Origin of the sequence: Thalassospira sp. MCCC 1A03138 (genome assembly GCF_002115785.1) — a bacterium.
Lineage (GTDB): Bacteria > Pseudomonadota > Alphaproteobacteria > Rhodospirillales > Thalassospiraceae > Thalassospira.
Genome location: NZ_JFJY01000001.1, coordinates 984,122 through 1,005,775 on the forward strand (window position 1 = coordinate 984,122; position 21,654 = coordinate 1,005,775).

At 56.5% G+C, this 21,654-nt stretch carries 21 protein-coding genes; 13 read left to right on the plus strand and 8 right to left on the minus strand.

What is annotated here, in order from left to right; genetic code table 11:
* Positions 1-7 precede the first annotated feature (7 nt).
* Positions 8-682 carry a D-lyxose/D-mannose family sugar isomerase gene (locus TH468_RS04590; protein WP_085642360.1) on the plus strand — a complete coding sequence of 225 codons (675 nt, stop codon included), beginning with the start codon at positions 8-10 and terminating at the stop codon, positions 680-682.
* A gap of 61 nt (positions 683-743) precedes the next feature.
* Here the strand turns inward: TH468_RS04590 and TH468_RS04595 are convergent, their stop codons facing one another.
* The 3 genes from TH468_RS04595 to TH468_RS04605 form a co-directional block, all read right to left on the minus strand.
* The gene (locus tag TH468_RS04595) at positions 744-1,235 is read right to left on the minus strand and encodes a GNAT family N-acetyltransferase (protein ID WP_210402207.1); all 492 of its coding nucleotides are present in this window, start codon (positions 1,233-1,235) and stop codon (positions 744-746) included.
* Positions 1,225-1,812 (minus strand): TetR/AcrR family transcriptional regulator, encoded by a 588-nt coding sequence (locus TH468_RS04600; protein WP_085642362.1) that lies wholly within the window; start codon positions 1,810-1,812, stop codon positions 1,225-1,227. The genes TH468_RS04595 and TH468_RS04600 overlap by 11 nt, the downstream gene beginning before the upstream one ends.
* 161 nt (positions 1,813-1,973) lie before the next feature.
* Positions 1,974-2,924 (minus strand): tetratricopeptide repeat protein, encoded by a 951-nt coding sequence (locus tag TH468_RS04605; protein WP_085642363.1) that lies wholly within the window; start codon positions 2,922-2,924, stop codon positions 1,974-1,976.
* 158 nt (positions 2,925-3,082) lie between these two features.
* On the opposite strand from TH468_RS04605, the gene TH468_RS04610 reads away from it, so the two are divergent.
* From TH468_RS04610 to TH468_RS04625, 4 genes are all read left to right on the plus strand, one after another.
* On the plus strand, positions 3,083-4,183 hold the full coding sequence (locus TH468_RS04610; RefSeq protein ID WP_085642364.1) for a GGDEF domain-containing protein: 1,101 nt from the start codon (positions 3,083-3,085) through the stop codon (positions 4,181-4,183).
* A gap of 69 nt (positions 4,184-4,252) precedes the next feature.
* Positions 4,253-5,437, plus strand: a complete 1,185-nt coding sequence (locus TH468_RS04615) for an NAD(P)/FAD-dependent oxidoreductase (protein ID WP_085642472.1) — start codon at positions 4,253-4,255, stop codon at positions 5,435-5,437.
* A 120-nt stretch (positions 5,438-5,557) separates the two neighbouring features.
* Positions 5,558-5,740 carry a PLD nuclease N-terminal domain-containing protein gene (locus tag TH468_RS04620; RefSeq protein ID WP_085642365.1) on the plus strand — a complete coding sequence of 61 codons (183 nt, stop codon included), beginning with the start codon at positions 5,558-5,560 and terminating at the stop codon, positions 5,738-5,740.
* Between the two features lie 126 nt (positions 5,741-5,866).
* Complete coding sequence (locus TH468_RS04625; protein WP_085642366.1) at positions 5,867-6,346, plus strand: GFA family protein; 480 nt, start codon at positions 5,867-5,869, stop codon at positions 6,344-6,346.
* On the opposite strand, the gene TH468_RS04630 is transcribed toward TH468_RS04625, so the two are convergent.
* Together TH468_RS04630 and TH468_RS04635 are read right to left on the minus strand one after the other, a co-directional pair.
* Complete coding sequence (locus TH468_RS04630; RefSeq protein WP_246832207.1) at positions 6,343-8,166, minus strand: TRAP transporter fused permease subunit; 1,824 nt, start codon at positions 8,164-8,166, stop codon at positions 6,343-6,345. The genes TH468_RS04625 and TH468_RS04630 overlap by 4 nt on opposite strands.
* A gap of 21 nt (positions 8,167-8,187) precedes the next feature.
* Positions 8,188-9,150, minus strand: coding sequence for a TAXI family TRAP transporter solute-binding subunit (locus TH468_RS04635; protein WP_085642474.1), 963 nt, complete (start codon positions 9,148-9,150; stop codon positions 8,188-8,190).
* Between the two features lie 444 nt (positions 9,151-9,594).
* On the opposite strand from TH468_RS04635, the gene TH468_RS04640 reads away from it, so the two are divergent.
* The gene (locus TH468_RS04640; protein WP_085642367.1) at positions 9,595-10,959 is read left to right on the plus strand and encodes an MFS transporter; all 1,365 of its coding nucleotides are present in this window, start codon (positions 9,595-9,597) and stop codon (positions 10,957-10,959) included.
* 205 nt (positions 10,960-11,164) lie between these two features.
* Positions 11,165-13,357: a malate synthase G gene (locus tag TH468_RS04645; protein ID WP_085642368.1), complete on the plus strand. Its 2,193-nt coding sequence runs from the start codon at positions 11,165-11,167 to the stop codon at positions 13,355-13,357.
* 90 nt (positions 13,358-13,447) lie between these two features.
* On the opposite strand, the gene map is transcribed toward TH468_RS04645, so the two are convergent.
* Entirely contained in the window at positions 13,448-14,197 is a 750-nt protein-coding gene (gene map / locus TH468_RS04650; protein WP_085642369.1) for a type I methionyl aminopeptidase, read from the minus strand.
* A 65-nt stretch (positions 14,198-14,262) separates the two neighbouring features.
* Positions 14,263-15,930, minus strand: coding sequence for a GGDEF domain-containing protein (locus TH468_RS04655; protein WP_085642370.1), 1,668 nt, complete (start codon positions 15,928-15,930; stop codon positions 14,263-14,265).
* A 276-nt stretch (positions 15,931-16,206) separates the two neighbouring features.
* On the opposite strand from TH468_RS04655, the gene TH468_RS04660 reads away from it, so the two are divergent.
* A complete protein-coding gene (locus TH468_RS04660; RefSeq protein WP_062953168.1) occupies positions 16,207-16,842 on the plus strand; it encodes a trimeric intracellular cation channel family protein in 636 nt (211 codons plus the stop codon).
* Between the two features lie 9 nt (positions 16,843-16,851).
* On the opposite strand, the gene phnF is transcribed toward TH468_RS04660, so the two are convergent.
* A complete protein-coding gene (gene phnF / locus TH468_RS04665; RefSeq protein WP_246832208.1) occupies positions 16,852-17,565 on the minus strand; it encodes a phosphonate metabolism transcriptional regulator PhnF in 714 nt (237 codons plus the stop codon).
* Positions 17,566-17,697: 132 nt separating this feature from the next.
* On the opposite strand from phnF, the gene phnG reads away from it, so the two are divergent.
* Genes phnG through phnK form a run of 5 tightly spaced genes read left to right on the plus strand, consistent with a single transcriptional unit; the run spans position 17,698 to position 21,652 of the window.
* Positions 17,698-18,186, plus strand: coding sequence for a phosphonate C-P lyase system protein PhnG (gene phnG / locus TH468_RS04670; protein WP_085642372.1), 489 nt, complete (start codon positions 17,698-17,700; stop codon positions 18,184-18,186).
* Positions 18,183-18,791, plus strand: coding sequence for a phosphonate C-P lyase system protein PhnH (gene phnH / locus TH468_RS04675; protein WP_085642373.1), 609 nt, complete (start codon positions 18,183-18,185; stop codon positions 18,789-18,791). The genes phnG and phnH overlap by 4 nt, the downstream gene beginning before the upstream one ends.
* 1 nt (position 18,792) lies before the next feature.
* Positions 18,793-19,935, plus strand: a complete 1,143-nt coding sequence (locus TH468_RS04680) for a carbon-phosphorus lyase complex subunit PhnI (RefSeq protein WP_062959388.1) — start codon at positions 18,793-18,795, stop codon at positions 19,933-19,935.
* A 5-nt stretch (positions 19,936-19,940) separates the two neighbouring features.
* Positions 19,941-20,870, plus strand: a complete 930-nt coding sequence (locus TH468_RS04685; RefSeq protein WP_085642374.1) for an alpha-D-ribose 1-methylphosphonate 5-phosphate C-P-lyase PhnJ — start codon at positions 19,941-19,943, stop codon at positions 20,868-20,870.
* Positions 20,870-21,652, plus strand: a complete 783-nt coding sequence (phnK, locus tag TH468_RS04690) for a phosphonate C-P lyase system protein PhnK (protein ID WP_085642375.1) — start codon at positions 20,870-20,872, stop codon at positions 21,650-21,652. The genes TH468_RS04685 and phnK overlap by 1 nt, the downstream gene beginning before the upstream one ends.
* The last annotated feature ends 2 nt before the right edge of the window (positions 21,653-21,654 follow it).

The window sequence follows — 21,654 nt, forward strand, 5'->3', positions numbered from 1 at the left end:
GTCGTCCATGCGCCGTTCCGATATCAATGCTCATATCACGCATGCCAAGGAACTGTTCGAGTCCATTTCCTTCAAGCTGCCCTTCTGGGGGCATTATTCCCCGGCGCAGTGGGATGCCGAGCCTGATCTGGCGAAATGGTGCCGTGCCCATCAGATGGGCTGGGACGTAACCGATTACGGCGAAGGCGATTTTGCCCGTCGCGGCCTAATCCTGTTTTGCCTGCGCAATGGCATCCTGCGTCAGCCGGGCGAAGTCCCCTATGCCGAAAAGATCATGATTGTCGGCGAAAATCAGGAATGCCCATGGCATTACCACAAGGTCAAAATGGAAGACATCATTGTGCGCGGCGGCGGCAATCTGGTGATTGAACTGACCAACCTGACCAAAGACGGCAAAATGGACATGGTCAATGACGTGCATGTCCGCACCGATGGCAAACTCAACATCCTTCCGGCCGGTGGCAAGGTCGTGCTCGAACCCGGCCAAAGTGTCACCCTGCCACGCACGCTTGTGCATCGCTTCTATGGCGAAGAAGGCAAAGGCCCGGTGATCGTCGGCGAAGTATCACAGGTCAATGATGACCTTGCCGATAACTACTTCTTTGACTGCGACGCCCGGTTCAGCGAAATCGAAAATGATGTCGCGCCGATCCATCCGCTGTGGAATGAACTGGCCGGTTAAGGTCACAAATCAACTGAAATACAAACCCCCGGCAGTGCGACTGCCGGGGGTTTTTCTTTTGTCAGCCGCGTTCGAACCGTTGCAGGCCGACCGTACCGGACCAGGGATCGGACATCTCCTCGTCGGTTAGCCTGAAGCCGAAATCCTCATAAAGCTTGCGGGCAGCATCCAGTCCGGCAAAGGTCGTAAGCCAGACCTTGTCATACCCGTTTTCGCGCAGAAAAGTATCGACCCGTTTCATAAGCTCACGGCCCAGCCCCCGGCCCCGTATGGCATCCGAGGTGATGAACCACCGCAAATGCGCCCCCGATGTCGCAAGATCAATACCGTCAAGCGCGATGGCACCGGCAAGATTGCCCGTGCTGTCATATGCCGAGACAAAGAAATCACGTGTTGCATCAAACCGGGGAAAAAACGCGCCCATATCACGGGCAAGGCCAGCTTCGAACTGCAACCCGAAATTCCAGTGCGGCGTATAATATTGCATATGTAGGCCAATGATCTGGCCGATCACACCCGGTCGATAACCGTCAAAAACGATGTCACCTTTCACGGCCCCCTCCATCCCGACCGGCGGCAACGGCAAGGCATGCGATCTCGTGCGCGGCATCGCTGTCCAGCACTTCGTGCATCACCAGCCGCTTCCAGACCAGTGCAACAATCATTTCATTCACAACCACCGCCGAAACAGTTCCCTGCCCGGTATTGGCAGCTATGAATGCGCTCACCAGATCGACCACGATTGGTGCCCGGCCGATCACAAGTCCGGTGCGAAGCGCATTCCGGATCGGTTCATTCTGCGCGGCTTCACCAATCAGGCCTGACAGAATTCGACCGGCCGGTGTCGTCTCGTAAAAACGGAAAAGCTGTTCAAGAAGTGCCGTCAATCCGGCTTCAAGTGATGCTTCATGACGATGGAACGCTTTTGTCAGAACATCTCGATCGACCAGATCGTCATAGACCTCGACAAACAGATCCGCCTTGGATGGCCACCAGCGATAGATGGTCTGTTTGCCGCTGCCCGCTTCGGCGGCAACCGCATCGATGCTGGTCGAATGGTAACCTTGCACAACAACAAGCCTACCCGCTGCATCAAGGATCGCCCGATGTTTTGTCGCTGAACGCCGCATGGTGCCCCTTCCCGCTGATGAGCATCAACCTTGAACGAGACGAGACGTCTCGTCAATTTTAAAATCGCAGGCAGGCAGCCCCAAGGGGCAGCCTCAGGGGAAAGCGACAAGGGATAGTCCCAGAGCACAGCTCCGGGAGATGATGGATGATGGAAAGCTTCCTACTCCGCCGGAGGAGATTGTTCCGGAGTACCAAGGATTTCGGTGAATTCCGGCAGATCGCGAAGCGGCTCGAACTCGATCTCGGTCCAGGCCGGTTGGCGCATGGCATCAGACAGCGCCACCGCACGCTGCAGATCGGCAAGGGCGGCTTCCTTGTACCCAAGCCCGGCATTGGCACACGCCCGCTGATAATAGCCATTGGCATTATCCGGTGCCTCGGCCAGAAGCCGGTTGCAAAGGCTAAGCGCCCAGTCACGATCACCAAGCTGAAGGGCGGCATCGGCCTTATAGGCCATGACTTCCGGATCACCCGGCGACAGCTCAAGGATCTTGTCGTAAATCTCGATCTTGGAACGCGGATTGGTCACCTTGTTGGCCTGCAACCAGAAGGCATGAATGGTCTGGGTGCGTTCGATTTCTTCCTGATGATCGTTGATCACCATGCTTTTCTGACGCAGTTCGTCTTCAAGCGCGCTCAGGCGTGTTTCAAATTCTTCGGACAGGCGGCGCAATTCCGTATCGGCAAGGTTGCGCACACTTGATTTAAGCTCGCGCAAAGACTGCCAGCCCAGCATGGTCAGAAGCGCACCGACGGCGGCCACAAAATAGAAGAAATAGGTCACCGTGTTCGACGAATAGGAAATCGCCTTGTCGATGGCCTCAAGCTGCCGGTTAACAACCTCGCGCAGCAACTCGGCGCGCATGCCCTGCATTTCGGTCCGCAATGCCTTTAACTCGTCAAGTACATAGCGTTCCATAAGCGGCGGCATATTCGTGCGCTCGCCTGCTTCAAGCGGACGAAAATCAACCGGCGGAAGCGTCTCACCCGATGAAGTTTCAGAACCCGCAGGCGCGGCCCCTATGCCATCCTGTGCCAGGACCGGCGATGAAACCAGCACCGCCATCATCATAAGGATACCGGCGATCATGCGTTCGAACCGTGACGTCATTTCCTGCTGCTTCCCTGTTTCTTTTTATGAATCGGTGTTGTTTGCCCGGTCTTTGTAACCCGGCTTCGACCATGATCCAAATCAACGTTATTATTGGACTGTAACGATATATTGCCCTTGCCAAAACATACATTTTTTGGAAAGTCGCGCAGGTATCGATGATCGAATACGGCACAAGCCCGGATCGGGCACAGCAACTGTCAAACGCCACCCTTGCCATGATGTCCGAATTGGGCGTTATCGCGCATCCGAACAATTTTACGATCTTTTTCAATTACCTGTCTGGCGAAGAACCCGATCTTACGCAAACGATTGATATCCTGCGCAGCAACAATCGCGAATTCGACGAATTGCAGTGCCGCGACCTTTTCACGCGGTTTTTTGACACCGTAAATGAACGCGAAATCGTCACCCGCATCACCGCAGATCTGCGCAATCAGTTGACGTCGGTTCTGGAAACCGTGCGCAACGCCGGAATTGATACCCGCGCCTATGGCGAGGCCCTTGATCATTTCTGCGAATATATCGGGGACAAGGATTTCACCAATCTCGAACAGGCGCTTAAAACCCTGCTCGGTGCGACCCGCGATATCGAGGGCGTAAACCGACTTCTTGAAACCCGGCTGGATAATACCTCGACCGAGATATCCAAACTGCGCCGCGATCTCGAAGACATGAAGCGCGAGGCCATGACCGACTGTCTGACCGGCATCGCCAACCGCAAGGCATTTGATCTGAAACTGCGCGATTGCGCGATGCAGTCGATGGAAACCGGCAAACCGCTTAGCCTGCTTCTGATCGATATCGACCATTTCAAAACATTCAATGACACCCACGGTCATCAGGCCGGCGATCAGGTCATTCGACTGATGGCCCAGACCCTTCAACAGAACGTCAAGGGCCGCGACACCGCCGCACGTTACGGGGGGGAGGAATTTGCCGTCATCCTGCCGATGACCGGGCTTGGCTGCGCTCGCCAGCTGGCCGAACATATCCGCCACAATGTCGAAACCCGCAAGGTGGTCAGCCGCATCCGCCATGAAGAACTGGGCAAGGTTACCGTTTCAATCGGGGTCAGCACATTTCAATTTGGCGAACCGCTTGGCCGCTTTATAGAACGCGCCGATCAGGCGCTTTATCTCGCCAAAGCCAACGGCCGCAACCGGGTCGCGACCGAACGCCAGATTGCAGATGCCTATCCCGAGGCCCGAATACTTGATATCACCGCACCCGAGCCCAAAAAACAGCGTTACGCCTGACAGGCACTGACAGAACACCAATTTATCCGTATAAGGCAGGTCGTTTAATGCGACAGATTGGCCTGCGACGTGAAGAAGATTGATGTCCTTGTAATTGGTGCCGGTGCCGCCGGCCTTATGTGCGCGATCGAAGCCGGCAAACGCGGCCGTTCGGTCGTGATTGTCGATCATTCGGCAAAACCGGCTGAAAAAATCCGTATTTCCGGGGGCGGTCGCTGCAACTTCACCAATCTGCATGCCAGCCCTGAAAATTTCATTTCGCAAAACAAGCGTTTCTGCGTCTCGGCACTCAAACGTTACACCCAGTTTGACTTCATCGATCTGGTCAACCGTTATGACATTGCCTGGCATGAAAAAACACTGGGCCAGCTGTTTTGCGATGAATCCTCGTTCCAGATCATCGACATGCTGCTTGATGAATGTGATGCCGCTAATGTCGAGCTGCGCCTGAACACCGAAATCAGCAACATCATCCGCCGTGACGATGCCGGGTTCGATGTCACGACACGCACCGGCGCGCAATGGACCTGCCAGTCGCTTGTCGTGGCCTGTGGCGGCCTTTCCATTCCCAAAATCGGCGCAACCGGCTTTGGCTATCAGATTGCCCGACAGTTTGGCATCGACATCGTTCCGACCCGCGCTGCCCTTGTGCCCCTGACCTTCGATCCGGACATGCGGGCCGATATGGGCCAGCTTTCGGGCATTTCGGTCGACGCAATCGTCCAGTGCCATAAAAAGCAGTTCCGCGAAGGATTGCTGTTTACCCATCGCGGGCTCAGCGGCCCTTCGATCCTGCAGATTTCATCCTATTGGGACGAGGGCGACGCCATCACGGTCAACCTGAATCCCGAAGAAGACGCCTTTGATCTTCTGAAATCGGCCAAGGCCGAAAGCCCGAAACAGGCCGTGCATAATGTGCTCTCGCGCATCCTGCCAAACCGTCTGGCCCAGATGATCACCGCCCGCCACGGACTTGATCGCCCGATTGGTGAAACCGGGGACAAGGCGCTTCGCCTGCTTGCAACCGATGTCAATCAATGGTCGGTCATGCCGCAAGGGTCCGAAGGATACCGCACCGCCGAGGTCACGCTGGGCGGGGTCGACACCAACGCCCTGTCATCAAAAACCATGGAATGCCGCGATGTCCCCGGCCTTTATTTCATCGGTGAAGTCGTCGACGTCACCGGCCATCTTGGCGGGTTCAATTTCCAGTGGGCCTGGTCATCGGGCTGGTCCGCCGGACAGGTCGCATAAAAATTTTCTACGCACAGTTTTATAATACCGCCCGGGAACAACTTCATATCTCAACCGTTTGGTTTTCAAGAACAGCCGACAGCTTTCCTGTCCGCTGAAACACAAAAATGAGGTTGGGTTATGGAATATGGTGGAATTCTCGGACTGATCATTCTGATTGCCGATATCTGGGCCATCATCAATGTCATGGGCAGCGGTGCAAGCACCGGTTCAAAAATCATCTGGACGATCCTGATCCTCGTCCTGCCGGTTCTCGGCCTGATCATCTGGCTGTTTGCCGGTCCGCGTAGTGGGCGGGTTTAACACAGAAATCAATAACCGCTGGGGTCAACGCACCCCAGTGAAGAACCTGTTGGCATTCCGGTCAGGCGAGCATTAATTTGCATGCCTGACCTTTTTTGTGCGCAATTACAACCGGATGCCAGATAGATGGACAAGATTTCCTATCCCGTCAAAGGGTCCTGCCGTTGCGGCAAACTTGAAATCGCGCTGGCAGCACCCCCGGTCCTGACCGCAGCCTGCCATTGTCGCGGTTGCCAGAAAATGAGCTCAAGCGCCTTCTCGCTGACCGCGATGTGCAAATCAGACAGCTTTCGGGTCCTGTCCGGGACACCGGTTAAAGGCGGTGCACAAGGCCCCGAACTGGATCATTTTTTCTGTCCGGACTGCAAAACATGGATGTTTACCCGGATCATCGGCATGGATGATTTTGTCAATGTCCGCCCGACCCTGTTTGATCAGAAGTCCCTTGCCACACCCTTCATTGAAACAATGACATCTGAAAAACTGCCATGGGTCAGCATCCCGGCACAGCACAGCTTCACAGGCTTCCCGGATGTCGATGATTTCATGAAGCTGCTTGATGATTTCAGGCAGACGCAGAACCAACAAGGAAGCCGCCGGGGTTAAACCCCGGCAACAAAAATGACAAGCCCGCCCAGAACGCCCGATGCGATGCGGACCAGAACCGGGCGCGGCGATATCAAGCCATAGGAAATCGCCGTCAGACCAACCGCAACCTTAAGCCCGGCAACCAACGCCCAAACCGGATTGGCCGCAAGATCAATAAGTGATCCGTTCGCCACCATCGCCAGCGGCACGATGTAAAGCCCGACGCCAAGCGCCATTGCCGTTCCGACCACCTTCAGCCAGTTTTCCTCGACCATGCCCGCGGCAATAAACACCGCACCACAAACCGGCGGGGTAATCGTCGACAGCAGGGCAAACCAGAACACGAACAGATGCGCCTGCAACGGATCAAGCCCAAGCTCGGTCAGGGCGGGTCCGGCCACCGAAACACAGATCACATAGGCCGCCGTGGTCGGCACTTCCATGCCAAGGATCAGGCACGCAATTGCGGTCAGAAGCAAGGCAGGCCAAAGCATCCCGCCCGATCCCGACAGTAAAAGCGACGTGATTTTCACGCCAAGCCCGGTCAGACCCAAAACACCGATAACGATGGACGCGCACAAAATGATCGCAGCAATCATCGATACCTGCCGCCCTGCACTCAGGCAGACCTCGGTAAATCTTTCGCCCGTCCGTTTCAGGCTGAATTGCAGATTGCCATCTAAAAACAGCAGGACCGCACCAGCAATCATCGCAAGGCAGGCGGCATATTGCGGCGTATAGCCACCACCAAACATGCCCCAAAGCAGGATCGCAAATGGCACAAGAAAGAAGGCGGAGGTCACAATCACCGCACGCGTATCAGGCCGGTCTTTTTCCGGCACACCGGGCAAGTCATAGCGAAGCGCAAAGGCGTTGATCCCGACCCAGACCGCCAGAAAATAAAGGATCGCCGGTAGAATCGCGGCCACCATGATCTCGACATAGGGCCGCCCGGTCAGCTCGACCATGACAAAGGCCCCGGCCCCCATCAATGGCGGCATGATCTGCCCGCCCGACGATGCCACCGCCTCGACCGCAGCGGCCAGTTTTTTCGGATAGCCAAGCTTGGTCATGGCCGGAAGGGTAATCGCCCCGGTGGACGCCACATTGGCCGACGCCGATCCGGAAATGGAACCAAATAGGGCCGACGAAATCACCGAAACCTTAGCCGCCCCACCGCGCAGCCGCCCGGCTGCCGCACCGGCAACATTCATGAAGCCCTGCCCGGCTTCGCCGCCATTCAGGATCGCGCCAAAGATGACAAAGATCGCAACGATGCTGACCGAAACCCCGGTCAGGCTTCCCCAAAGACCGCCTTCGGCAATGGTTAGCGTACCCAGCATGCTTTCAATCGGAAGGCCACCATGGCCGAATTCACCGGGAATATATTCGCCAAAGAAACCATAAAGCAGCGCAATCGCCGCCACACTCGGCAACGGCCAACCAATCGCCCGACGTGCCATTTCAAGCACGATACCCAGCAGGGCAAATGATATGGCGATCTGCAAATTCCCGACCAGGAACCCGTATTGATCACCTAGCATGCCGTGATTGAACGCCACCCACAAACACGCCGCAAGCCCCATCACGGTCAGGATCAGTCCGCTGATTTTCTGCCACGGTGTTTTGGCAACAAACACCAATGCCCAAGGCAGCGCCAAAGCCATATGCAACGGCCGACTGACCAGATTGGGGACAAGCCCCGAAAAAATCAGCCAAAGATGAAAAAAGATGGATACCGCGCCAAGCGCAATCCAGAAAGGGCGGGAAACAGCAGACATCGTAATCCTGATACGTCCGATAAAGAACGGCCCGGCTGTGGCGGCCGGGCCTGTCATCACATTATTTCAATGCGGCGATCAATTCTGATCGTCGCGCACCGGGAAACCGGCCTCGGCGTAATAACGAAGTGCGCCGGGGTGGATTTTACCCTTGATATTGGCAAGCATCTCCTGGGTCACACCCTTCCACCATGACGCGTTCGAGCTCATGGCGGATTTCTGATCCCAATAGGTCTTGGTCAGCTGATAGGCGGTTTCATCATCCATCTGGGTCGTGGCATAGGCAACCACCGACAGGGAAGACGTGCGGATATCATCTTTCTGCCCGTTATAGGTCCCGGCCGGGATCACCGTCAGATCGCGCTTGGTCATCGCAAGCTGCTCATCGGAAAGCGACAGGATATTGACATCCGTGCCTGCCGCGGCCTCGATCACGTTCGGCGCGGGCCAGGAACCGGCCGTGACAAAACCGTCAATCTGACCGTTTTTAAGCGCGGCCACGGCGTTCGAAAGTTCCGCTTCGGACAGTTTAACCTTGTCAGTCAGGCCAAACAGCTCAAGGTACTTTTCACCCTCGGTCGCCCCGAACGATCCTTTACCCAGAAGGATGGTCTTGCCTTCAAGTCCGGCAAAGTCGGTCACACCGGCATCTGCACGCATCACGAAATGCATGGTAAGCGACGGAATCGGGAACAGGGCCCGGACCTCGTTGAATTTTTCGGTCGGACGTCCTTCAAAGGCACCCTTGCCTGCCTGTGCAAGGCCAACAAGTGCCGGCGGGCTTGTGAAAACGTAATTGCCCGGGCGAACCGATGCTTCCATCACGTTCTGAACCGATCCCTGGCTTTCCTCGACCGTGACGATGATCTCGCCGTCCGTACCGGTCTTGATTGCCTCGGCAAACTGGGCCGCCATCTGATAATAGGACGACGCGGCCTTGGCCGATTTGAAAGTAACGCGGGTTTCTGCCTGGGCGGCACTTACGGCCGACAGGGCAACAATACCGGTCGCGATTGCGCCGATTGTACGAAGAATGTTCAAGGTTTCCTCCCCTTGCAGAACCCGGGCACCGGTCGGTTTGCAAATACCGAACTTGGGTACGGATCGGGCCAATAGTGGCGATCAACGCAAAAACCCGCCCCGAAGCGGGCCGATTTTGGCAAATTGTATCCAATTGCAAGTCATAGAGCGCATCAAAGGGGCGAAGGTCAAGCCGGTTATTCGTCAAAGGTGACCTTCACCGGTGCAAGTTTACCCCATTTTCACATGGCAGTTGCGCAAAACCGGTACTGTTCGCGGCAGGGCTTCGGCTTTAATGCAATCCGTGAAATTCTGCGGAACATCGTATGTGCCGTAACGTTCGATCCATCACACACCCGACAGGATCGACAAGACCTTTCAGATCAGCGCCTTGTAAAGATTGACAGGGTTCCCGACCATCGCGCAGGGTAACACCTGCAAGCGCCATTACCACCAGAGGATCCGATGCCGCGTTCGCCGGTCGCACTGATCATCGCATTGTCTGCGACATTGTTTGCAGCCTTCACGCTCAATACCGGGGCTTCGCTGCAATCCTCATTGCTGGCTTTGCGCGCCTCGTCCGAAGGCTTTGCACCGATCTATACCGGTATCATCATGGCATCCTATTATGCCGGGTTTATCGGCGGGATCATCTGGGGGGCCGGGCTTGTCAACCGTGTGGGGCATATCCGGACCTTTGCCGCACTGGCATCGACCGGATCGGCAATTACGCTTTTGCATGCCGTGTTTGTTGATCCGATCACATGGTCGCTGTTCCGCGCCATGACGGGCCTGTGCATTTCAGCCCTGTATCTGGTGATTGAAAGCTGGCTGAACGAACAGGTCGACAATACATCACGCGGCGGCATGATTGCCGCTTACATGACCGTATCTCTGGCGGGTCTTGCCATCGGACAACTGTTGCTGAACGTGTCACCGATTGGCAGTTTCGAACTGTTTACCGTGGCATCTGTCCTTTTGTCGCTGTCTCTGGTGCCGATTGCACTCACCCGGCAGCCCCCGCCCGCCGCGGTCAGTGGCGCGCGCATGAAATTCCGTCAGCTATACGCCATTTCGCCGCTCGGCTTTGTCGCCGCCGCTGGTAGTGGCGTTCTTTCCGGCGCGATTTATGGTGTCGGCCCGATCTTTGCCTCCGATCTTGGTCTGGCAACAAATGACGTCGCCACTTTCATGGCCTTCGTCATTCTGGGCGGCATGATCATGCAGTGGCCGATTGGCCGCCTGTCGGACATGGTTCCCCGCCAGTATGTGATGATCGCCGTTCTGATCGGGCTTGCAATCTGCGGGTTCTTCCCGCTGGTCGCACCGGAAGTCGTTCGCGGAAATCTGATTGTCTGGGGCGCTATCATCGGCATCTTCATCATGCCGGTTTACGGCCTGTCGGTCGCCTATGTGAACGACTATCTCGAACCCGATCAGATCGTTTCCGCATCCGGCGGTCTATTGATCATTTATGGTGGGTCTGCTGCCACCGGGCCGATCATCGGATCGCTTGCCATTGGTCATTTTGGCCCTTGGGGGATGCCGGTTCTATTTGCGATTGTCGGCGTGCTGGTGGCAAGCTTTGCCATCTATCGTGCCGGTTTCGGTCGCCGCATCACGATCGAAGAACAGGGTCAGTTTGTTGCCGTGCCGCGTACCACGCCCATGGCACTTGAAATGTCGCCCATCACCGATGACATCGTCGAGGAAGAAGACGGCAGCGCGTCACATGCCGCCGACCGGCTGGGCGATATCGGCCATCCCGCAACGGATGAAACAGCGGATCAAACGGCTTCTGCCCCCGATCAGGGCAAAGACAAACCTTAATACGGCGCGTCTGGGCAATATGTAACGGCATAAAGCGGCACCGACCATTCGGAAGCTTTCGGCATCGTTTCCACAATACGGAAAACATCCCACGAAAGTGAAACCGGCTGTGGACCCTGCCCGCTTCCAGCCCATATGTTGTGACAAAGACATGCATCGGTCACATCGGGCCGCGCAGAAGACTTCAAGCCTGTCGAGAGGAAACATGACCCAACGTATCACCAAAGGCGGCCTTAAGATTGCAACCGTTCTGCATGATCTGGTTGCCAACGAAATCACCCCGGGCACCGGTGTCTCCTCCGATCAGTTCTGGGCATCGTTCGAAAAGCTCGTGAACGAGCTTGGCCCCCGGAACCGTTCGCTGCTGGCCAAGCGCGACGAGTTGCAGGCCAAGATCGACGAATGGCACCTGTCTCGGCAGGATCAGGCACGCGACCCGCTGGCCTACAAAGAATTCCTCAAGGAAATCGGCTACCTTCTGCCCGAAGGCGACGATTTCTATATCTCGACCACCAATGTCGACCCGGAAATCGCCCGCGTCGCAGGTCCGCAGCTCGTCGTGCCGGTGATGAATGCGCGCTACGCGCTCAACGCGGCCAATGCCCGCTGGGGCAGCCTTTATGACGCACTCTATGGCACCGATGTCATCGACGATGCCGATGGCAAGGAAAAGACCGCTGGCTTTAATCCCAAGCGCGGCGCGGCTGTCGTTGCCTATGCGGCAAAGTTCCTTGATCAGGCGGTGCCGCTGGCAAATGGTAAACATGCTGACGCCACCAAATACGAAGTCCGCGAAGACGGCTCGGGCTGGTGGACTTTGGCGGTAACCCTGTCAGACGGCAGCGAAACATCGCTGGCACAGCCATCGCAGTTCATCGGCTACAATGAAAAGGACGGCGCGCTTTCAGAAGTCTTGCTGCGCAATCATGGTCTGCATCTGGAAATCCGGATTGATCCCACGCACCCGATTGGCAAAACCCACGCAGCCGGTGTGTGCGATGTGATCATGGAATCCGCCCTGACCACCATTCAGGATTGCGAGGATTCGGTTGCCGCCGTCGATGCCGAAGACAAGGTCGTTGTCTATCGCAACTGGCTTGGCCTGATGAAAGGCACGCTGGAAGAAAGCTTTGAAAAGGGTGGCAAAACCGTTACCCGCCGCCTCAACCCGGATCGTTCCTATCAGGGCTTTGACGGCAATGATGTTGTTCTGCCCGGTCGCAGCCTGATGCTGGTGCGCAATGTCGGCCATCTGATGACAAGCGACGCGGTCCTTGATGCCAACGGCAACGAAGTCCCCGAAGGTTTCCTTGATGCGATGTTCACCAGCCTGATCGCCAAGCAAGACATTGATGGCAACAGCAGTGTCTCAAACTCGCGTCATGGCAGTGTCTATATCGTAAAGCCGAAAATGCACGGCCCCGAAGAAGTCGCGCTGACCAATGATCTGTTTGCCTTCGTCGAACGCGAAATCGGCCTGCCGGAAAACACCCTTAAGGTCGGCATCATGGACGAGGAACGCCGCACGACAGTGAACCTCAAGGAATGCATTCGTGCCGCGCAGGACCGTGTTGTTTTCATCAATACCGGGTTCCTTGACCGCACCGGTGATGAAATCCACACCAGCATGGAAGCAGGCCCGGTCGTTCGCAAGGAAGCGATGAAAGACCAGTACTGGATTTCGGCCTATGAAAACTGGAATGTCGATGTCGGCCTTGAATGCGGCATGAAGGGCATCGCCCAGATTGGCAAGGGCATGTGGGCCAAACCTGATCGCATGGCGGAAATGATGACCGCCAAAATCGGCCATCCCAAAGCCGGGGCCAACTGCGCATGGGTTCCATCCCCAACCGCCGCGACCCTGCACGCCATGCATTACCATCAGGTCGATGTCCGTGCCGTACAGGACGAAGTCGGCAAACGCGAACGCGCCAGCCTCGATGATATCCTCTCGATCCCGCGTCTTGGCGACATCAACCCGATGCCAAGCGAAATCCAGGAAGAACTTGATAACAACGCCCAAGGCATTCTTGGCTATGTGGTCCGCTGGATCGATGCCGGGGTTGGCTGTTCCAAGGTGCCCGATATCAATGATGTCGGCCTGATGGAAGACCGCGCCACATTGCGCATTTCCAGCCAGCATATCGCCAACTGGCTCCATCACGGGCTTTGCACCAAGGATCAGGTGATGGAAACCATGAAACGCATGGCGGCCGTCGTCGACAAACAGAACGAAGGCGACCCGGAATATCGCAACATGGCACCGAACTTTTATGACAGTGTTGCCTTTGCCGCCGCCTGTGATCTGGTGTTCAAGGGCCGCGAACAGCCAAACGGCTATACCGAGCCGGTCCTGCACGCGCGTCGCCGCGAAGCCAAGGCAAAATACGGCGCATAACCGCCATCAATATCGCGCTAAAAAGGCCGCTCGGCATGTTCCGGGCGGCCTTTTTCGTATCGCGCAGACTGCCAATATGAACAGGTGGGTTTATCCGGCCAATGTCATGATTTCATAGCCATTCTGGGTCACCACCAGCGTATGTTCGTACTGTACGGTCGGTGCACCGGTATCGGCATACAGCGTCCAGCCATCATCCCCGTCAAGTGCCCAGTTCGCCCCCCGCGACAGGAACGGCTCGATCGTAATGACCTGACCTTTTTTAAGCGTCCGGCGCTCGCGCGGATCATCCCATGTCGGGATGGTTTCCGGTGCTTCGTGCAATGATTTGCCGATCCCGTGACTGGCCAGATTTTTAATCAGGCTGTAACCGCCCTTTTGGGCAAAGTTTTCGATCCGAAGACCGATTTCACGGATCGGTGCCTTGTCACGCACAACCTTGATCCCGGCCCACATTGCCTTCTTGCCGTCATCGCACAGCTTCACGATTTCAGGGCGCGGGGTACCAACGATAAAGCTGGCACCCGTATCGGAAAAATAGCCATCCAGCGACGCGGAAACATCGATATTCACAAGGTCGCCATCCGCCAGAACCCGGTCCCCCGGAATGCCGTGTGCGACTTCTTCATTCACACTGATGCAGGTCGCACCGGGGAAATCATATTCGCTTTCGGGTGCGGAAACCGCCCCGGCATCTTCAAGGACCTTGCGGCCAATGGCATCAAGTTCGGCCGTGGTCATTCCGGCAACGGCGGCGGCCCCCATCACGTCGCGCGCACGCGCACAGATGCGTCCGATACGGCGCAGATGTTCAAGTTCGGTTTCTGATGAAATGGTCATGGATTGCTTAATGCTTAGCAATCACCACCAAGTCAAGCCATTGGATGGTCATATCTGGCCCGATTTCAGGCGCGTGAGCCGGAATTCTGCGCGCGGTTTTCCTCACCATAAATCACATAACGATGCTTGCCCTTGCTTTTGGCCACATAAAGCGCCTGATCAGCCTGCTCCAGAAGCTTCTCCGGGCGGGTGTCATGATCGGGATAAACGGCAATACCGATGCTGATATTGATCGATATTCGGTTTCCGCCGGTAATGAACGGCATCAGAATGTCATTAAGGATTCTTTCGGCCAATGCACGTATTTCGGTCACACCGTTTTCGCCAAGATGCGAAACAATGACCATCTCGTCCCCGCCCGTGCGGGCAACCAGATCCCCACCGCGCACACAGCGACGCAGCCGACGGGCAACTTCGCACAGCACCTCGTCCCCCGCCGCATGTCCCAGCCGGTCATTGACCGGTTTGAAATCATCCAGATCAAGAACAAGAACGCCAAGCTGACTGTGCTGGCGCTTTGCCTGTCCTAGGGCATGTTCGAAATAAACATCCAGTGCCAGACGGTTGCCAAGCCCGGTCAACGGATCATGATGCGCAATATGCTTCATCTCGCCAAGGGCGTTGTCCTTTTCGGTCAGCTTCGCGACAAGACTGTTCAGGCTGTTTGACAGCGTGTTGATTTCGCGCGCCCCGGAAACCTGCGGCAGGTTTTCGATCTCGCCACGTTTGAGCTCCCCCGCGGCATTCGCTATCCTGACCAGCGGGCCGACGATGAAACCAGCCCCCCACCAGGCAATGATGCTAAACAGCACCGCAAGACCAAGACCCAGCGCCAGAATATCGGAACGCAAATCGTTGACCGGCACCAACGCCGAGGTTACCGGCTGGCGCACAAGCACAGTCCAGCCAAGCCCGGCATAGTCAAGGTGGCCATCGGCCGGTGCCGCCCCCGTAAGATAGTCATTGCCATCGGGCCAGCGGGCGATCTGCCAGCCCGCATTCGGCGTGTCGTTTGCACTTTTCAGATCAAGATCAAGCTTGTGACCCGCTCTTTCAAAATCTGGCGCCAGCAGGATCGTGCCATTGGCACTGATGACAAAGATATCAACGCTCCGATGCAAACCCTGGCCTGCGAACAGATTGCGCCTTACCGTATTCGCCCATTCCCAGCTCAGATGCGTTGCCAGAACCCCATTGAATTCCCCGGCATCATTTTTCAACGGAACGGCGATATCAACAAACTGGATCGGCTCGCCGGTCGGGCTCGGGAATTTCTCGGCCAGCAGTTTGGCGTCATGGACATCGCCAATGAACATCTCCTTGCGGCCAAACTCAAAAACCGGCCGTGCCGAAATGTCCTTGCCGACCAGAATATCCCCCGTAGCGGCAACAACGGTGCCATCCGCATCCAGCACGCCGATCCATGTGAAAATCGGCAATTCATGCTGCAACCGGTTGATCAGTTCGCTGGCCTGATCAATGTCATTCAGGTTTCGGATCGCGCGCAAGGTACTGAGAACCGCGACTTCACCGCGATGGATCCACATCGTGCGATCAAGCTCGTCTGCCATTTGCAGGGCAACATCGGCGACACCAGTGCCGATCTGCCTTGTCAGAACGTCGGCCGACCTTTGACCAACGACATAGCTCATGATGCCGGCCAGTGCCGCAACAAGCACCGCAGTGGCCAGCGCGATCTGGATACGGATACCCACCCGCGAAAAGCTTTTCACAGTCAATCCTCTCACTTCCCTACGGGCAGCCTTATTTGCGATTGCCCGATTTATATGCCGTCATTTTTAATACATGCGGCTTATCGTGTGCTGCATATAAGACCGCGCTCACGGCTTTTTAAGACGGACGGGGAAAACATTTTCCAAAGCCATCTTACGTTTGGCATGATGGCACCAAACATACTGAAAAATCGGTGATACTGAAATTCTATGCCATCCGGCAAGTCAGATCGATCCGATAAGACTGAATATCTGAAACGGTGTTGAAGCGACATTATGACAATTACCCAGATTATTTATTGGCTCGAACTGACCGGTGTTGCCGTTTTTGCCGTGACCGGCGCGCTGGAAGCATCGCGACGCCAGATGGATATTGTCGGCTTCGTTTTGATCGCGACCTTTACCGGCATCGGCGGCGGGACGGTGCGCGACGTGATCACCGGCGCCACGCCGGTTTTCTGGATCAGGGACCCGGCATGGGTCATTACCTGTATCGGCAGTGCCGTCTTCACCTATTTCACCGCCCATCTGGTTGAACGGCGTTATGTCGCGCTGATCTGGCTTGATGCACTTGGGCTTGCGATGTTTGGCGTGACGGGGGCTGCCATCGGCCTTAACCTTGGCGTATCGCCGCTGGTCGCGATCATCCTTGGCACCATCACAGCCACATTTGGCGGCATGGTCCGTGATGTGGTGTGTAACGAAATCCCGCTGATCCTGCGACCGGAAATTTACATCACCTGCGCGCTTCTCGGCGCATCAATCTATGTGATCGGTACCGATATCCTGTCGCTTCCGCGTGCCCCGGTCGCCCTGATCGCCTTCCTGTGCTCCTTCGCCCTGCGCGCCAGCGCCATACGCTTCAAACTGAGCTTCCCGGTTTACAAGGCCCGCCCGGGGCGGGAATACTGAACCTGTCTGCTACTCGACAATCAACTGAACCCGGTCGCTTGAAAAGGCGGTGATCCCGTACTCGATGGGCACGGCTGCCGCATCGACATCGACACTTTCTGTAGATATCACCGGCCGGTTCTTGGCCTGTTTCAGCAGGCTGGCCACCCGTGATGATGGCAGTTGGGCGCTGATGCGCGTGGTTTTGCGACTGTAATCATCAATCCCGAAATGCTTGAAAGCTTCGGTCAGGGATTTTGTCTGGGTAAATATCTCGACAATCCCCTCGAACCGGGCAACCGGAAGGTAGCTTGTCGCGACCGCCAGCGGAATGCCATCCGCCTCGGACACGGAAAACAGTTCGACAACCCGTGTCCCCGGTTTGACATCGAGAAACTGGGCGATGGTCGCACTGGCTTTCAGGATTTCAGATGAAATCAATCGTTTGTCGGGCAAACGATGACGCCCCGACACGATCTGGGAAAACCGCGTTTTGGCACCAAGCGGATAATCGAGGATCTGTTCCTGGACAAACGCCCCCCGCCCCTGTTCGACACGCACGACATTGGCATCGACAAGGGCCGACATCGCGCGTCGCACCGTATGCCGATTCACGCCGAATCGGCGGACCAGTTCCATCTCGGTCGGCATTTTGTCACCGGGGGCAAAGACCCCGCTGGCAATATCGGCAAGAAGCTGTTTTTCGATTTGCTTCCAGATAGATAGCCCGGCTTCCCAATCCATCGAAATCCCCATTCACAAAACTTTCACCGCAAGACCTTTGCCAAGCGCGCGTAATCGTCTTATAACGTGAATATGTATAGACGTCTAGACAAATTTTGAATTTGTCGATACCCGCATAGAAGGATCATACAGATGACGGCGCAACCCGCCCCGCAATCCGGATCAGACCAGGGATCAAACATCAATCCCGCCACACAGGCCCGCCAACGCTGGATGGCGGTACTGGCACGCACAGACCACGCAATTCTGGAACAGGAATGGCAGAACCATTTTGCCGATGTGCAATGGAGCCACCTGCGCGAACCGCAAATCGGCATGGTCATGGTACGTGGCCGCGCCGGTGGGGCCGGGCAACGCTTCAACCTTGGCGAAATGACCGTCACACGCTGTGCGATCACCCTGTCTGATGGCACGGTCGGTCATGCCTATGTCAAGGGGCGCGACCGGATACAGGCGCAATATGCCGCCCTGTTTGATGCGATCATGCAACGCGACGACGCCGCGTCCGATTTCATCGAAACGTTGGCCAACCGTCAGGCAGAAGCAAAACGCGAAAACGCCCGCAAGGTCGCCGCCACCAAAGTCGATTTCTTTACCCTTGTCCGAGGAGAAGACGAATGATCCCGCAACCCCGGACAGCCGACCTGCTGCGCGGTTTTGAAAATGCTGCCTTTGATTCCAATGCCGTTTTCCGCACCCTTCTGGATGCCATGGCGCATCCCGGCCGCATTTACGATCTGCCGCTTGATGTCCCGGCACCGGCCGGGCTGAACAAATCCGCAACCGCGTTCCTGCTGGCCATGGCCGATATGGATACGACAATCTGGCTCTCCCCCGATTGCGCATCAAATGCTGCCAATGCCCATCTGAAATTCCATTGCGGCAGCCCGATCACCGAAACACCATCCACCGCCGATTTTGCCGTTGCCCGCCTTGATGGCGATCTCGCCTTCATCAAGAAACTGCCCATCGGCAATGCAGAATATCCCGATCAGTCAGCAACTCTGATCCTTCAGGTCGAAGACATATCGAACAAGGCCGACATGATCCTGCAAGGCCCCGGCATCAAGGACAGCCAGAGCCTTTCCGTGCCCGGCCTGCCCGCCGCCTTCCACGCATGGCGCGCGGAAAACCATCATCTGTTCCCCTGCGGTGTCGATGTCATCTTTGCCGCGGATCACAAAATCGCCGCCCTTCCGCGCACCACCCGGATCGAGATCAGATAAAATGTATGTAGCCGTCAAAGGTGGCGAACGCGCCATCAACAATGCCCACCGGCTTCTGGCCGAAAAACGCCGCGGCGACAGGGACGTTGCCGAAATCGAAACCAGCCAGATCGAACAGCAATTGTCGCTTTCGGTCACCCGCGTCATGGCCGAAGGATCGCTTTATGACCGCGACCTGGCCGCCCTTGCCATCAAGCAGGGTCGTGGCGACCTGATCGAGGCGATCTTTCTGATGCGCGCCTATCGCACCACATTGCCGCGTTTTGCCTTTTCCAAGCCGGTCAAAACCGCCGAAATGGATATCGCACGCCGCATTTCGGCAACCTTCAAGGATTTGCCGGGCGGGCAGATTCTCGGCCCGACATTTGATTACACCCACCGCCTGCTTGATTTCACCCTGATGGCCAATGGCGAGGAACCGGCAACCGCCCACACCGCTGATCATCCGGTGGATGAAACCATGCCGCGCGTTCTGGATGACCTTCTGAATTACGAGGGCCTGATACAGGACGAACCGAACCCGACCAATGATGACGCCCCGGTCGCCGATCTGACGCGCGAAGCCGTCAAATTCCCGGCGGATCGCGATCTTCGCCTGCAAAACCTCGCCCGCGGGGACGAGGGTTTTGTTCTGGCACTCGGTTATTCCACCCAGCGCGGCTACGCCAACAGCCACGCCTTTGTCGGTGAAATCCGCTATGGCAGCGTCGCGGTCGAAATCGAACCCGAAGAACTCGGCTTTGCCATTGATATCGGCGATATCGAACTGACCGAATGCGAAACCGTCAACAAGTTCAAGGGCTCCAAAACCAAACTGCCGCAATTCACCCGTGGCTACGGGCTTGTCTTCGGCCAGAACGAACGCAAGTCGATTTCGATGGCCTTGGTGGATCGCGCCATGCGCGCACGCGAAATGGGCGAACAGGTCATGGGCCCGGCCCAGGACGAGGAATTCGTCATGGAACATAGCGACAATGTGCAGGCAACCGGCTTTGTCGAACATATCAAGCTGCCGCACTATGTCGATTTCCAGGGCGAACTTGAACTTGTCCGGCGCATGCGTGCCGAAGTGCTGGAACGTCTGGCAAAGGCGGATGCAGCCGATGCCAAAAACGCCAGATCACAACCCGAAGCCGCGGAGTAACCAATATGGAACAGACCGTAAATAATCCGGCGCAAGCATCTTCGGCCTATAATTTTGCCTATCTTGACGAACAAACCAAACGCATGATCCGGCGTGCGCTGCTAAAGGCCGTTGCCATCCCCGGATATCAGGTGCCGTTTGCCGGTCGCGAAATGCCGATGCCCTATGGCTGGGGTACCGGCGGGGTGCAGGTCACGGCCGCCGTCATCGGCCCGGACGATACGCTTAAGGTCATTGATCAGGGCGCGGACGACACCACCAATGCCGTTTCGATCCGGCAGTTCTTTGCCAAGACCGCCAATGTGGCCACCACAGAAAAAACCGCCAAAGCATCGATCATCCAGACCCGCCACCGCATTCCCGAAAAGGAACTGCGCGAAGACCAGATCCTTGTCTATCAGGTGCCGATCCCCGAACCGCTTCGCTTCCTCGAACCGCGCGAAACCGAAACGCGCAAGATGCACGCGCTTGAGGAATACGGCCTGATGCATGTGAAGCTTTATGAAGATATTTCGCGTCACGGCCATATCGCCACCACTTACGCCTATCCGGTGATGGTTAATGATCGCTATGTCATGGATCCGTCGCCGACACCGAAATTCGACAATCCGAAAATGGACATGATGGCCGCCCTGCAGCTTTTCGGCGCCGGCCGTGAAAAGCGCATCTATGCCCTGCCGCCTTACACAAAGGTCAAAAGCCTCGATTTCGAAGATCACCCGTTCGAGGTGCAAAGCTGGAAGGACGAATGCGGCATGTGCGGCGCAACCGACAGCTACCTTGACGAAGTCATCCTCGATGACAAGGGCAACCGGATGTTCGTCTGCTCGGACACCGATTATTGCAGCGAACGGCAGGACGCTGGCCATCGTGGCCCGCAACATCATGATCAGCCCCTTGGCACCAGCCACAGCAACGGAAAGGCCGCAGAATAATGACCCGTTCAAATGAACCGCTTCTGCGCGTTTCCGACCTGACCATGATGTATGGCGACCGGGTCGGTTGCCGCAATGTCAGCTTCGAGCTCCGCCCCGGCGAAGTGCTTGGCATCGTTGGTGAATCCGGGTCCGGAAAATCAACTTTGCTGCGCAGCATTTCCGCCCAGCAGGAACCGACCAAGGGCACGGTTGAATACCATACCCGCATTGATGGCATCCGCGATGTCTATCAGATGTCCGAAGCGCAACGTCGATTGCTGATGCGCACCGACTGGGCGTTTGTCCACCAGAATGCCCGCGATGGATTACGCATGAATGTCAGTGCCGGGGCCAATATCGGCGAACGGCTGATGGCCGTCGGTGATCGTCATTACGGCAACATCCGGAATGCCGCCGAAAACTGGCTTGGTAAGGTCGAAATTGCCACCGAACGCCTTGATGATCTGCCCTCAACCTTTTCGGGTGGCATGCAGCAACGCCTGCAGATCGCCCGCAACCTCGTAACCAGCCCGCGTCTCGTTTTCATGGACGAACCCACGGGTGGTCTGGACGTCTCGGTTCAGGCCCGCCTGCTCGATCTGCTGCGCGGGCTGGTTCACGACCTTAATCTGGCGGTGATCATCGTCACCCACGATCTGGCGGTCGCCCGCCTGCTGTCGCATCGCCTGATGGTCATGCAGCGCGGCGAAGTGATCGAAAGCGGCCTGACCGATCAGGTGCTGGACGATCCGCAGCACGCCTATACCCAGCTGCTTGTTTCTTCCATCCTGCAAAATTAGGG